General features: G+C 64.2%; 8 protein-coding genes. 7 read left to right on the top strand and 1 reads right to left on the bottom strand.

Annotation, left to right across the window (positions count from 1 at the left end):
- Positions 1–366 precede the first annotated feature (366 nt).
- From ACSQ84_RS32500 to ACSQ84_RS32485, 4 genes are all read left to right on the top strand, one after another.
- On the top strand, positions 367–1851 hold the full coding sequence (locus tag ACSQ84_RS32500; RefSeq protein WP_436215825.1) for a caspase family protein: 1485 nt from the start codon (positions 367–369) through the stop codon (positions 1849–1851).
- A 141-nt stretch (positions 1852–1992) separates the two neighbouring features.
- A complete protein-coding gene (locus ACSQ84_RS32495; RefSeq protein ID WP_436215824.1) occupies positions 1993–2670 on the top strand; it encodes an OmpA family protein in 678 nt (225 codons plus the stop codon).
- Positions 2671–2841: 171 nt separating this feature from the next.
- Positions 2842–3765 (top strand): efflux RND transporter periplasmic adaptor subunit, encoded by a 924-nt coding sequence (locus ACSQ84_RS32490; protein WP_436215823.1) that lies wholly within the window; start codon positions 2842–2844, stop codon positions 3763–3765.
- Complete coding sequence (locus tag ACSQ84_RS32485; RefSeq protein WP_436215822.1) at positions 3765–6932, top strand: efflux RND transporter permease subunit; 3168 nt, start codon at positions 3765–3767, stop codon at positions 6930–6932. Before ACSQ84_RS32490 ends, ACSQ84_RS32485 begins: the two co-directional genes overlap by 1 nt.
- A gap of 7 nt (positions 6933–6939) precedes the next feature.
- Here ACSQ84_RS32485 and ACSQ84_RS32480 read toward each other — a convergent pair whose 3' ends face one another.
- Positions 6940–7614, bottom strand: coding sequence for a Crp/Fnr family transcriptional regulator (locus ACSQ84_RS32480; RefSeq protein ID WP_436215821.1), 675 nt, complete (start codon positions 7612–7614; stop codon positions 6940–6942).
- Between the two features lie 218 nt (positions 7615–7832).
- On the opposite strand from ACSQ84_RS32480, the gene ACSQ84_RS32475 reads away from it, so the two are divergent.
- The 3 genes from ACSQ84_RS32475 (at position 7833) to ACSQ84_RS32465 (ending at position 13353) form a co-directional block, all read left to right on the top strand.
- Complete coding sequence (locus ACSQ84_RS32475) at positions 7833–9932, top strand: AsmA family protein (protein WP_436215820.1); 2100 nt, start codon at positions 7833–7835, stop codon at positions 9930–9932.
- Between the two features lie 282 nt (positions 9933–10214).
- Complete coding sequence (locus ACSQ84_RS32470) at positions 10215–12656, top strand: adenylate/guanylate cyclase domain-containing protein (RefSeq protein WP_436215819.1); 2442 nt, start codon at positions 10215–10217, stop codon at positions 12654–12656.
- A gap of 310 nt (positions 12657–12966) precedes the next feature.
- Positions 12967–13353, top strand: coding sequence for a hypothetical protein (locus tag ACSQ84_RS32465; RefSeq protein WP_436215818.1), 387 nt, complete (start codon positions 12967–12969; stop codon positions 13351–13353).
- Positions 13354–13797: the final 444 nt, after the last annotated feature.

Genomic DNA, 13797 nt, shown 5'->3' with positions numbered 1-13797 from the left:
GATGTCCGCAGCAAGCCATCGTCGTCCGTAAAGGTCAAACGTGCGGCGCGAAGAACCGTCGCATGGCAGGGCGGCGCCCCAATGTGAGCCGGTCACATTGCCAATGGCTGGCCCGGCACGTGCCAGACGGTGGCCGGCCTCTGAACGCCCACACAACTACTGGATGACCACGCACCGCAACGTCACGACAAACGGGATTTATTCCCTGCGGCCCGATTGCTTCGTCGCGGTGAATTGTCGCAATTAACGACGACTTCGCAAGAGGTTGACGGCCTGCTGGGCTCGTTTGATAATGCGGTTTGCGTGGAGTATGGTCGCCGCGGCGCAAGCTGGGATCGGCGCTTTTTTGGCTGGACTGCGGTGACGATGAAAATCCGCTTTGTATTGCTTCTCACAGTGATTTTTTCGGCGGCGTCGATCGCCCCGTCGTTCGGGGCCGGCGAGCGTTTTGCGCTGGTGATCGGCAACGCGAAATATCCGGATGCCGAAGCGCCACTGAAGGAGCCGATCAACGACGCGCGCGATGTCGCCGAAGAACTCAAACGCGACGGCTTCACCGTCGACATCGGCGAAAACCTGACCGGCGACGGCATGCGCCGCGCCTTCGAACGCCTGTATGGCAAGATCAAACCGGGCTCGGTCGTGCTGCTCTTCTTCTCGGGCTTCGGCGTGCAGTCGAACCGTCAGAGCTACATGATCCCCATCGATGCGCAGATCTGGACCGAGGCAGACGTTCGCCGCGACGGGTTCAGCCTCGAGATGATTCTGGGCGAGATCAACAGCCGCGGCGCCGGCGTCAAGATCGCCCTGATCGACGCCTCCAGGCGCAATCCGTTCGAGCGCCGGTTCCGCAGTTTTTCCGCCGGCCTTGCCCCGATCATTGCGCCCAACGGCACGCTGGTAATGTATTCGGCCGGCCTTTCGTCGGTCATTTCGGATAATGGCAGCGACCACAGCCTGTTCGTGAAGGAATTGCTCAAGGAAATCCGCACCCCCGATTTGATGGCCGAGGAAACGCTGAACCGCACCCGCGTCGGCGTCACCCGCGCCTCGCGCCAGGAGCAGGTGCCGTGGATTTCATCGTCGCTGGCGGAGGATTTCTCCTTTGTCCCGGGCGGCGCAGGACCGCGGCCGACCAGTTCGCCGCCGCCCCCGCCTCCTCCGGTTATTGCTTCGCCTTCTCCCTCGCCCACGCCTGTTCCGCCACAGGTACCGCCTCCCCCTCAGGTGGCTGTTGCGACGCCGATTCCGACTCCGACCCCGCCGCCTCCTCCGCCTCAAGCGAAGGTCGAGATTCCGCCCCCGCTTCCACCCGCCAAGCCGCCCGAGGGCAACACGGCGATCGCGGCGCTCGCCGATGATCCGACCATCAAGAGCCTGACCGCCAAGCTCAACGACAACCCCGACGATGGGGCCGCGCTGTACCGGCGGGGCCAGGTCTATGCCAGCAAGGGCGCCTACGAACTCGCCATCAAGGATTTCAACAATTCGTTGCGGCTCAACCCGAAGGACGTGGAAGCCTACAACAACCGCTGCTGGGCCCGCACAGTCATCGGCGACCTGCAGGCCGCGCTGAAGGATTGTAACGAGGCGCTGCGGCTGCGGCCGAATTTCGTCGATGCGCTGGACAGCCGCGGCCTCGTCAACCTCAAGAGCGGGCAGACCAAGAACGCCATTGCCGATTTCGATGCCGCGCTGAAGATCAACCCGAGATTGACGTCGTCGCTGTACGGCCGAGGCATTGCCAAGAAGCGCAACGGCTCGATCCCGGAAGGCGACCTGGACATCAACAACGCCAAGGCGATGGACCCTAATATTGCTAAAGAATTCGCCGAATACGGGGTACAGTGACGATTATTTGACGCGAAGGCTGGCGGGCCTCGAACCCGCAGGCGGGCGGCTAGACTAACAATAACAGGCCGCGCGACCGGGTTGGTCGGTCCGGCAGCTCATTTGAATCACGTTTGGAACCACGCGCAGGAGGGACTGGGAATGTCACAGAGCTCAGGAATGAAGAACCTTACCGGGATCCTTTCGATCGCAACGCTTGGCGCCGCACTTTCGTTTGGCATGGCCAGCGCCGTCGCCGAGGAGAAGGCAAAGGACAAGAACGTGACCGAGGATCAGATCCTCCGCGCGCTGGCGCCGGAAAAGAAGCCGCTGACCCGCGGCCTGTCGGTCGGCCCGCAGCAGGTTGACCAGGCCGCCGTTGCCGCCGAAGGGCAGTTCGTCCAGAAAATCCGCGGCCGCTCGACGCGGTCGCTGTCGTTCAGCGAGCGCGAAGAGATCGCCGCCATCGTCAAGGACAAGCCCAAGATCGATCTGGAAATCAACTTCGACTACAACTCGGCCGATATCAGCCCCAAATCGCTGGCGTCGGTTCAGGCGCTCGGACGCGCCCTGTCCAATTCCGACCTGAGGGGCTCGACCTTCGTGGTTGCCGGTCACACCGATGCTGCCGGCGGCGAGGGCTACAACCAGGACCTTTCGGAACGGCGCGCCGACTCGATCAAGCGCTATCTGGTCGACAAATACGGCATCAACGGCACCGATCTGGTGACCGTCGGTTACGGCAAGAGCAAGCTGAAGGACCCGAACCAGCCGATGGCCGAAGCCAATCGCCGCGTGCAGGTCGTGAACATGGAGAACAAGGCCACGGCGTCCAAATAGCCTGTTCAAGTAAGCCTGTTCAAGCAAGGGCGTGGCGTTGACCTAGATTTTCCGGCTACAATGCGTCCCGCAGCACCCTTGCGGGACGCATTTTGTTTTAGGTTGACACTGATTTTCAGTTGACCGAATGCACCCCGATTCATTTGACTTCCAGTCTGGATTGATCCGGCGATGAACCTCTCCGAATATCTCAAACCTGCGCTCGGAGTAGCGTTCGTTGTCGTTGTGGGTGGCTTCTATTACTGGTTCGAACACCGCTCCCGTCCCGAGCCCAAGGATACGCCGAGCCAGGCGCTGGTGATCGTAACCAAATCCACCAATGCCTGCTTCTCGGACATGGTGCGGGTCACCGGATTTATCGTCCCGCGCCGCGAAGCGCAGATCGGCGTCGATCAGGATGGCTCCAGGGTCACCGATGTCTTCGTCCGCGAAGGCGACATGGTGACGGACAATCAGGAACTGGCGCGGCTGACCGCGCCGCCGCAGCAGCCGGGCGCCCCGGGCAGGACTGGACCGATCTCGCTGCGTGCCCCCGGTGCCGGCCTGGTCACCGAAGTCAGGACCGCCGTCGGCGCGCAGGCCTCGCCGCAGGCCGGGCCGATGTTCCGGATTTCCGTCAACAACGAAATCGAGCTGGAGGCCGAGGTGCCGAGCGTCCATCTGCTCAAGCTCAATGCCGGCGCCACGGTGCGGATCAGCCGCGACGATGCCCCCGATCTGGTCGGCAAGGTCCGGCAAATCTCGCCGCAGATCGACCGCGCCACCCAGCTTGGCAAGGTCAGGATCTCCCTGAACAACAATCCCTCGCTCAAGATCGGCATGTTCGCCCGCGCCAATATCGACGCCAAGCGCAGCTGCGGCGTCGCGGTGCCGCGTACCGCCATCGACCGGCTGACCCTGCAGGTGGTCAAGGACAACAACACGATCCAGACACGAAAAGTCCGGGTCGGACTGACGTCCGACACCTCCACGGAAATTCTTGAAGGCCTCGTCGTCGGCGAAACCGTCGTGGCCGATGCTGGTACCTCGCTGCATGACGGCGACCAGATCAAGATCATGTTCGCCGACGAACTCGAGCGAACGCGGGCACGATAATGGCTTTGAACATCTCGGCATGGTCGATCCGGAACCCGCTTCCTTCCATCGTCTTTTCGATCATCCTGCTGGTGCTGGGATGGGTCAGCTTCACCAAGCTCGCGGTGACGCGGCTGCCGAGCGCCGACATCCCCGTGATCTCGGTCGCGGTCTCGCAGTTCGGCGCGGCGCCCTCGGAGCTTGAGTCTCAAGTCACCAAGACGATCGAGGACGGCGTATCCGGCGTCGAGGGCGTGCGGCACATTTCGTCATCGATCACCGACGGGCTCTCGCTGACCACGATCCAGTTCGCGCTCGAAACCAACACCGACCGCGCGCTGAACGACATCAAGGACGCCGTCACCCGCGTGCGCGCCAGTCTGCCGCAAAACGTCACCGAACCGCTGATCCAGCGCGTCGACGTGATCGGCCTGCCGATCGTCACCTATGCCGCGATCTCTCCGGGCAAGACGCCGGAGCAGCTGTCCTATTTCGTCGACGACGTCGTCAAACGCGCGCTGCAGGGCGTCCGCGGCGTTGCGCAGGTCGAGCGCATCGGCGGTGTCGAGCGCGAGATTCTGGTCTCGCTCGATCCCGACCGCTTGCAGGCCGCGGGGCTTACCGCCGTCAACGTCAGCCAGATCCTGCGCGGCACCAATGTCGACCTTGCCGGCGGCCGCGCCGGAATCGGCAACAACGACCAGGCGATCCGCACGCTGGCCGGCGCCAAGACACTGAACGACCTCGCGGGCACCATGATCCCGCTGTTCGGCGGCGGCGAAGTCCGGCTCGACGATCTCGGCACCGTCACCGACACCATCGCCGATCGCCGGACCTTTGCCCGCTTCAACGGCGAGCCGGTGGTCGCGCTCGGCATCAAGCGCTCGAAGGGCGCCAGCGACGTCGTGGTCGCCGCCGCCGTGGAGAAACGCATCGAAGCCTTGAAGGCGGCCTATCCCGACGTCGACCTGAAGATGATCGACACGTCGGTCGATTTCACCAAGGGCAATTATGAGGCGGCGATCTCGACCCTGTTCGAGGGCGCGATTCTCGCCGTCATCGTCGTGCTGTTGTTCCTGCGCGACATCCGCGCCACGATCATCGCCGCGATCTCGCTGCCGCTGTCGATCTTCCCGGCGTTCTGGGTCATGGACCTGCTCGGCTTCTCGCTCAACCTGGTCAGCTTCCTCGCCATCACGCTGTCGACGGGTATTCTGGTCGACGACGCCATCGTCGAGATCGAAAATATCGTACGCCACATGCGCATGGGCAAGACGCCCTACCGCGCCGCATTGGAGGCCGCCGACGAAATCGGCCTCGCCGTGATCGCGATCTCGCTGACCATCATCGCGATCTTCGCGCCGGCGAGCTTCATGTCCGGAATCGCCGGGCAATTCTTCAAGCAGTTCGGCATCACGGTGTCGGTGCAGGTGTTCTTTTCACTGCTCGCGGCGCGCTTCGTCACGCCGGTGCTGGCAGCCTACTTCCTCAAGGATCACCCGCATGAGGACCCGCCGCCCGGGCGCCTGCTGCAGGCTTACACCAAGCTCGTGACCTGGTCGGTGAGACACTACTTCGTCACCGTGCTGGTCGGATTCGGGATCTTTGCCGCCTCGATCTGGAGCATCACGCTGCTGCCGCAGGGCTTCCTGCCGGCGCAGGACACCGCGCGCTCGCTGCTGGCGATGGAGCTGCCGCCGGGCTCGCAACTCGCCTATACCGAGAAGGTGACGGAGGAAATTGTCCAGCGCCTGCGCAAGCGCCCGGAGATCAAGAGCATATTCGTCGATGGCGGCCGGGTACCGCCGGGGACGCAGGAAGTGCGGCGTGCCGCGCTGATCATCAACTACACGCCGAAGAAGGACCGCGACAGCGCCCACACCCAGCGCCTGCTCGAACTTGATATTAGCAAGGAGCTGGAAAACATTCCCGACATCCGGTTCTGGTTCCTCGATGAAAACGGCCTGCGTGCGATTTCGCTGGTCGTGACCGGCATCGACAGCAACATCGTCGGCAACGTCGCCAACGAACTCGCGACCCAGATGAAGCGGATTCCGATCATCGCCAACGTGATCTCGGAAACCTCGCTCGACCGGCCTGAGCTGCGGATCCGCCCCAGGGCCGAACTGGCGGCGCGGCTCGGCGTCTCCACCGAAAGCCTGTCGCAGACCATCCGCGTGGCGACGATCGGCGACGTCGGCCCGGCGCTTGCCAAGTTCGACGCCGGCGACCGCCAGGTGCCGATCCGCGTCCAGCTTGAAGACAGCGCGCGTGGCGATCTGCAGATGCTGCAGCAGTTGCGGGTTCCGCTCGGCCAGCGCGGCGAGCGCGGCGGCGTGCCGCTCTCGGTCGTCGCCGACATCCAGCTCGATCAGGGTCCCACCAGCATCAACCGTTACGACCGGGAACGCCAGGCCACGGTTGCGGCGGACCTCGTCGGCACCGCCGCGCTGGGCGACGCCACCAAGAAAATCTACGACTTGCCGGTGATGAAGAGCCTGCCCAAGGGCGTCAAGGTAAGCCCGTCGGGCGACGCCGAAAGCCTGGCCGAGTTGTCGGACGGCTTTGCCACCGCGATCACCGCCGGCCTGATGATGGTCTACGCCGTGCTGGTGCTGTTGTTCGGCACCTTCCTGCAGCCGATCACCATCCTGTTCTCGCTGCCGCTCTCGATCGGCGGCGCGATCGCCGCATTGCTGCTGACCGGCAAGCAACTGACCACGCCGGTGTGGATCGGCATCCTGATGCTGATGGGCATCGTCACCAAGAACGCCATCATGCTGGTGGAGTTCGCGGTCGAGTCGATCCGCGAAGGCAACAAGCGCGATTTTGCGATCATCGACGCCGGCATCAAGCGCGCCCGCCCCATCATCATGACCACCATCGCGATGGCGGCCGGCATGATGCCTTCAGCGCTGGCCTTCGGCGCCGGCGGCGAATTCCGCTCGCCGATGGCGCTCGCCGTGATCGGCGGCCTGGTATTCTCGACGGTGCTGTCGCTGGTGTTCGTGCCGGCGATGTTCATGATGATGGACGATCTCGGCGCGCTGATCTGGCGCTACGGCAAGCTGCTGCTGGCCTCGGAAGCCGAGAGCGACGACCTTCCGCCGGGCGGTCATCCCGCCCCGCCGCCTCCGGCCAAGGGACCGCCGCCCGTCCCGCCGGCGATGTCATCAGCGGCAAAGTGAGGCGCGGTTACTCGTTCCGCGCCACCGTCGTCAGCTTGTTCAGGTTCTGCAGCAGGATGCGCCCGCGCTGCAGGTCCAGAATGCCATCCTTGCGCCAGGCCTGCAGTTGACGGTTGACGCTTTCGCGCGCGGCGCCGACGAAGACGCCGAGCTGTTCCTGCGAAATATGCACTTCCGATCCGAAATCGGCGGCCAGCGCCACCAGCCTTCGCGCCAGCCGCACCGGCAGCGGCTGCAGCATGGATTCTTCCATCCGTTCGCTCTGCCAGCGGATGCGCTGGCACAGCAGCGTGATGATCTTGATGGCGACCTTCGGCTCGCGTTCGAGGAAGGCGAGGAAATCCTCACGCCGGAGCACGAACAGTTCCGTCGCCTCGCCGGCGGTGGCGTCCGCGGTGCGGCTTTGGCCGTCGAGCACGGCGACCTCGCCGAACAGATCGCCGGAACCCATGAAGTTCAGCGTCAGGCGACTGCCATCGGAGGCGCCGGTCTCGATCCGGATCTGGCCGCGGCGGACCCCGTAAAGCGCGTCGCCGGGGTCCCCCTTCTGGAACAGCGTCTCGCCGAGCGTCAGCTGCTGGGTGTGGCAGAGGCCGGAGATTCGCTGCAGTTCGTCGGCGCCAAGGTCCGCGAACATCGGGTTCATCTTCAAAATGACCGCAAATTCAGCCTGTTTGCTCATTGGTTTGCCTTCCAGTTCGATCCCAAAACCGTCCCCAGAGGCCCTAGCAAGATTCACCCCGGCAGAAGTGTGTCATAAGTCACATAGCATTGCAGTAGCCTTGGAATAATTTTGGGCTGCTTTGAGCGATCTCCCCTTCCGGGATAAGCTCGCTTGTCCGGCTGCGCCCGATCAGGCGCCGCCGAAACCGATGCCGCTAGCCGGCCTGGAAAGTCGAAATGAGAGCATTGAAAATTGCCGGCGCCGCCATCGGCGCCGTGATCGTGATCATCGCGCTGCTGCTCGTGATCGGCATCCCGTCCGGCTTCCTGACGTCGCAGATCCAGGAACGGGTCGAGCGCGAGACCGGCTACAAGCTCAGCATCAACGGCGGCACCAGGATCGGGCTCTGGCCGTCGCTCAACATCACGCTCAACGACGTCACGCTGCAGGACCCGAAGAACGGCGACGTCAACAATCGCATCACCGCGGGCAGCATCCAGGCGGACGTGGCGCTGGCGAGCGTATGGTCCGGCAAGCCGCAGATAACTGAACTTACCATCGTGCGTCCGGTCGTGAACCTGCCGCTGCAGCGCGAACGCGTCAGGGACGCCAATCCAGGTCCGAAGCCCGCCGCCGCGATCAAGGGCGAGGCCTTTACGATCGAGCATATCAGCGTCACCGGCGGCACGATCGTGCTTTCCAATCTGCGCGACCGCGTCGAGAACCGGATCGAGACCGTCAACGCCGAGGTGTCGATCGATGCCGACCGCAAGATCCGGGCGACCGGCAACGCGCGCGCCGGCGAGCACGCGCTGAAATTCGACATCAAGGCGCTGGCCCCGGCGCCGCCGCTCGAACGGCAGAATATTCCGACCGAATTCAAGATCGAGGCGCCCGGTTTCCTGCAGGCGCAGCTGTCGGGCAAGGCGGAAGTCCGGCTCAATGGCTCGGTGGTGATGATCAACGGCCTGACCGGAACGCTCGGCGACGGCGCGTTCAACGGCTGGGCTTCGGTCGACATCGCGAGCAAGCCGCTGGTCAAGCTCGATCTGGATTTCCAGCGGCTCGATGTCCCGCTGGCCCGCGGCGATGGCGGTTCGGCGGCGCAGCCATCTTCGCAGCCTTGGAGCAATGCCACGATCGATCTCAACGGCCTCAATTACGTCGATGCCCAGGCGCGGATCTCCGCGGCCGCGCTCAATATCGGCGACGCGCGTTTCGCGCCGGCCGCGATCGAGGTCACGCTCAACAGCGGCGTGCTGAAGACGCAAGTTTCCAATCTCGGCGCCTATGACGGCAACGCCAATGGCGATCTCACCATCGATGCGACGACCGGCAATCCTTCGTTTGCGCTGCGGGCCGACCTCACCAGCGTGCGTGCGCTGCCGCTGCTGAAAAGTCTGGCCGATTTCGACAAGCTCGACGGCAAGATGCAAGCCAAGATCAGCGTGCGCTCCGCCGGCAGCAGCCAGCGCGCGATCATGGCCGGCGTGCAAGGCACCGCGTTCGTCGTGTTCCAGGACGGCGCCATCAAGGGTCTCAACGTCGCCCAGATGATCCGCTCGCTGACATCAGGCACGCTGTCCGGCTGGCAGGAGGGCAAGGAGCAGTCGACGGACCTGTCGCAGCTTTCGGGGTCGTTCAAGATCGACAAGGGGCAGGCCGTCACCACCGATCTCAATCTGGTCGGCCCGCTGGTGCGGATGACGGGCGTCGGCACCATTGCGCTCGACACCAAGCAGATCGGATTTCGCGTCGAACCGAAGCTGGTCATGACCACCGAAGGCCAGGGCCGCGCCAACGAGCCGGTCGGGTTCGGCATTCCCGTGATGATCGAGGGGCCGTGGGGCGCGCCGAAAATCTATCCGGATATGCAGGGCATTTTGGATAACCCCGATGCCGCCTATGCCAAGCTCAAGGAGATGGGCAAGGGCCTGTTCGGCCCCAACGGCGGCGGCCTCGGTGCCGCGTTGGGCGGGCTGCTCGGCGGCGGACAGCCGGGCGCGCCGGGTGGACCACAGGGCCCCGCAGGTGGTCAAGGCAGCGGCAGGCCGGGCGATCTGCTCGGCGGCCCGCTCGGCGAGGCCCTCGGCAATCTGCTGCAGCAGGGCTTGGGCGGCGGATTGGGCCAAGGCCTGGGACAGCAAGGACAGGGCGGCGCTCCCGGTCAAGGCGCACCGCGGCCAAACAGCCAGCGGAGCATTCCGACTCCGGGCCAGCCGCCCGCCGAAGCCGGGCCGGCGGCGCCCGCCGCGCCCTCGGCGCAGCATGACGCTGCGCCGCAGGCGGACAGCCAGCCCATGAATGACGTCTTGCGGCAGCTGTTCAACCGGTGAGCCTGGTCTCTCGATAGACCGTGACCCCTCACCCCAGCCCTCTCCCACAAGGGGAGAGGGAGCCGACCGTCTTTGAGGCGACCGTCGGGACAAGCCCGGGGCATGACGAGAATCCCGGCATGTCCGCCTAAAATCGGGGCTAACCATGTGTGGGATAGGCCACCGACTCGCCCCTCCAAATCGTGCTAAACAGGGCCGACCGCGGCGGCTCCGGCGGCCGGGGAATGCTGCCAGCGACAACCGATGCGCGCACACGACGCGTGGCGCTCGAGGGTTACGGATGTGAACGCCGTCAAGGACAAGGTCTGGTTCCTGCGTGAGGGCCTGTTCGCGAAATACGTCATGGCGCTGGTCGGCCTTGTCGTTTTCGTGCTCGCCGTCAACGGCGCGATGGAAATCTGGATCAGCTACCGCGGCATCAAGTCCTCGCTGACCGACGGCATGTCGGAGAAGGCGGAGGCGACCGCCAAGCGCATCCAGCAATCGGTGTCGGACCTCGAACGGCAGATCAACTGGGTGACGCGCGCCTCCTCCAACAAGATCGAGGACCGCCGCGCCGACTATGCGCAATTGCTCAATCAGGTGCCTTACGTGCACCAGCTGACGCTGCTTTCGGCCCAGGGCCGCGAGCAGCTCCGCCTGACGCGCCAGACCGTCAACTACGGCAGCAACGCGGATTTCTCCCGCGACCTGCGCTTCACCGCGCCCGCCACCCGCGGCACCAGCTTCGCTGTGCCCTATTTCCGCGACGGGCGGCCGTTCACGGCGATCTCGTTGCCGCATTCGGATTCGCAAGTCACCGTCGCTGAAATCGACCTGCGCTTCCTGCAGGACTTCTTCGGCGATACCGAGGTCGGCCGGGTCGGCTTTGCCTATATGGTCGACAGCAAGGGCCAGGTGCTGGCGAGTTCGGCGAAAGGGCCCGAGATCGGCTCCGACGTCTCGAAGCTGCCGCAGGTTGCGGCCCTCGACGGCTCGCTGCTTTCGGAAGGCACCGACGTTTCCGGCCACGACGTGATGACGGCGGTGAGCCCGGTGCCGCGGACCGGCTGGTTCGTGTTCTTCGAGCAGCCGACGGCGCAGGCGCTGACGCCGATCAGGGATCAACTGGTGCGCATTGCGCTGTTGATCGCGATGGGCCTCGTCACCGCGATCATCGCCGGCACCGTCATGGCGCGGCGGATGCTGGTGCCGATCAAGGCGCTGCGCGCCGGCGCGCACCGGCTCGGCGCCGGCGATTTCAGCCACCGCATCGAAGTGAAGACCTCCGACGAGCTGGAAGAGCTCGCCGACCAGTTCAACGGCATGGCGAGCCAATTGGCCGAAACCTATTCCGGCCTCGAGGCCAAGGTGAAGGAGCGGACGCGGGATCTGGCGCAGTCGATCAACGAATTGAAGGTGCTGGAAGAGGTCGGCCGCGCGGTGTCGTCCTCGCTCGACCTCAACGCCGTGCTGCCGACGGTTGCCGCCCGCGCGCTCGAAATCACTCATGCCGACGCGGTCTTGATCTACGGCTATGACGCCGCCAACCGCCAATTCAACCTCACCGAATCGATCGGCATCGACAAGGCGGCAGAAGGCAAGCACCTCGCGATCGACGCCGACAATTCGCCGCTCGGCGAGGCCGCCGCCCGGAGCGAGCCGATCGCGATCCCCGATCTCGACGCGACACCAGATCATCCGCTGCGCGATGTCGTGGTCGAGGCCGGCTTCCATTCGGTGCTTGTCGTGCCGCTGGTCGACCAGCAGGGCATTTTGGGATCGCTGGTGGTGCTGCGGCAAAGCGCCGGCGAATTTTCCGACAATCTGATCGGCCTGATGAAGACCTTTGCGCACCAAAGCGTGCTCGCGATGCGCAACGCGCGGCTGTTCAGCGAAGTCGACCACAAGAGCCGCGAACTGGAGATGGCGAACTCGACCGTGCGCGAGCAGGCCGACAAGCTGCAGGAACAGACCCACCAGCTGATCGACTGGAACAAGTCGCTGGAAGAGCGGGTCGAGACCCAGCTCGGCGAGATCGAACGCATCCGCCGCCTCGAACGCTTCCTGGCGCCGCAGGTGGCGCAACTGATCGCCTCCGGCGACGGCCATGAGGGGTTGCTCGACAGCCACCGCCGCGAAGTCACGGTGGTGTTCTGCGATTTGCGCGGATTTACCTCGTTCACCGAGACCACCGAGCCGGAAGAGGCGATGAACGTGCTGCGCGAGTATCACGCCGCGCTCGGCGAATTGATCTTCCGCTATGAGGGCACGCTCGACCGCTATGCCGGCGACGGCGTGATGATCCTGTTCAACGCGCCGATCCAGTTCGAGGACCACGTCAAGCGCGCGGTGAAGATGAGCGTGGAGATGCGCGACGCCATCGGGCAGCTCACCGAGAAGTGGCGCAACCGCGGCCACAATCTCGGCTTCGGCATCGGCATCGCGCTCGGCTACGCGACATTGGGCCAAATCGGCTTCGAGCAGCGGCTGGAATACGCCGCGATCGGCAGCGTCACCAACCTCGCCTCGCGGCTGTGCGACGAAGCCAAGGCCAACCAGATCGTGGTTAGCAGGCGCGTCTACGGCATGGTCGAGCCCTGGGTGGAGGGACGGCCGATCGACGATCTCAATCTGAAGGGCTTCAATCATCCGATTCTGGCGGCTGAGATTATCAGCTGGCGGGAAGAGGTGGATAACGTGGTGGATGCGGCGTCGGCGGCGCGGCGGCAGAAGAAGGTGTAGGCGCTATCGTCGCCTCCTCGTCGTCCCTGCGAACGCAGGGACCCATAGCCACCGGCTGAAGTTTTGCGGAAGGCATCTGCCACCCTTCCCCCTCGATAGATCACGCGGTGTGGGTCCCGGCTCAAGGCCGGGACGACGATGAGTTTGTAGCTGCAAACCATCGCCAAATCGTCGCAGCGCACAAAAACATCGCCTCTCATCGCCATCACATAGAACCCACCGCCCGCTCGCTGCGACAAACGGCGGTCAGTTCGCATCAGAGGTCGCGGCCTGGTCCCTTCAGAAACACCAACAACCAGGAGCTACCCCCATGCTTTCCCGCGCTATCACCCTGTCCGTCATCACCCTTGCCACCGCCGTTGCTTCCATTGCTTCCGTTTCCGTCGCGCAGGCCGGAATGGTCGGCAATTCCAACTTCGGCGGCTCGAGGACGGGAATGGCCGGCCACTCCAACTTCGCCGGCTCGAAGCCGGGAATGGTCGGCAACTCCAGCTTCGCCGGCTCGAAGACGGGAATGGTCGGCAACTCCAGCTTCGACGGCAAGACGGTGATCCACCACCCGATCCCGACGCCGCCCCGCGTTCAGACGCCGACGCCGAAGCCGATGATCAAATCGAATATCAAGCTGCATTGCCACAAGTACGTCGACCGGACCACCAATCCCGGCCACCCCGTGATGGCCACCACCTGCCACTAGGTCACCCAAACGACGAACGACATGGAACGATCACGCTCCATGTCGTTATCGGTTGTCATCCCCGCGCACGCGGCGATCCAGTACGCCGCGGCTTCTCGGTTCAATCATTGGCGTCTCCGGAATACTGGATCACCCGCTTTCGCGGGTGATGACAGTTGTGGGTGGAATACACACCTTCGCATTCTCGCGACGCATTGCGCCCGAGGTTTGCTGGAAACTTCCCGCCCTCTCCAAATAGAGGGCGCAGGGAAGACCGGGTGCGCGCTGCACCCGCGGTCCCGTGTGCGGTTTGCATAGAAAAAATGCACACGAGCATACAGGTCCAGCGGAGAGCATCCGGCCTTCCCTGCGCAATGGCTTTACGGCTTATAACGAGCTCTCCCCGGAGAACGGCTCTTTTGCCTCCGTAGCGCCCTGGAGGCTATTGCCTCCAGGTGCATTGAC

The sequence above is a fragment of the Bradyrhizobium sp. LjRoot220 genome, from assembly GCF_964252915.1.
Classification (GTDB): Bacteria; Pseudomonadota; Alphaproteobacteria; order Rhizobiales; family Xanthobacteraceae; genus Bradyrhizobium.
Note: the sequence above shows the minus strand (reverse complement) of the source record. Positions and strands in the feature narration are given on the sequence as shown.

Coding starts and splice junctions, on each gene's coding strand:
- ACSQ84_RS32500 (WP_436215825.1), top strand. CDS start 367: ATGAAAATCCGCTTTGTATTGCTTCTCACAGTGATTTTTTCGGCGGCG.
- ACSQ84_RS32495 (WP_436215824.1), top strand. CDS start 1,993: ATGTCACAGAGCTCAGGAATGAAGAACCTTACCGGGATCCTTTCGATC.
- ACSQ84_RS32490 (WP_436215823.1), top strand. CDS start 2,842: ATGAACCTCTCCGAATATCTCAAACCTGCGCTCGGAGTAGCGTTCGTT.
- ACSQ84_RS32485 (WP_436215822.1), top strand. CDS start 3,765: ATGGCTTTGAACATCTCGGCATGGTCGATCCGGAACCCGCTTCCTTCC.
- ACSQ84_RS32480 (WP_436215821.1), bottom strand. CDS start 7,614: ATGAGCAAACAGGCTGAATTTGCGGTCATTTTGAAGATGAACCCGATG.
- ACSQ84_RS32475 (WP_436215820.1), top strand. CDS start 7,833: ATGAGAGCATTGAAAATTGCCGGCGCCGCCATCGGCGCCGTGATCGTG.
- ACSQ84_RS32465 (WP_436215818.1), top strand. CDS start 12,967: ATGCTTTCCCGCGCTATCACCCTGTCCGTCATCACCCTTGCCACCGCC.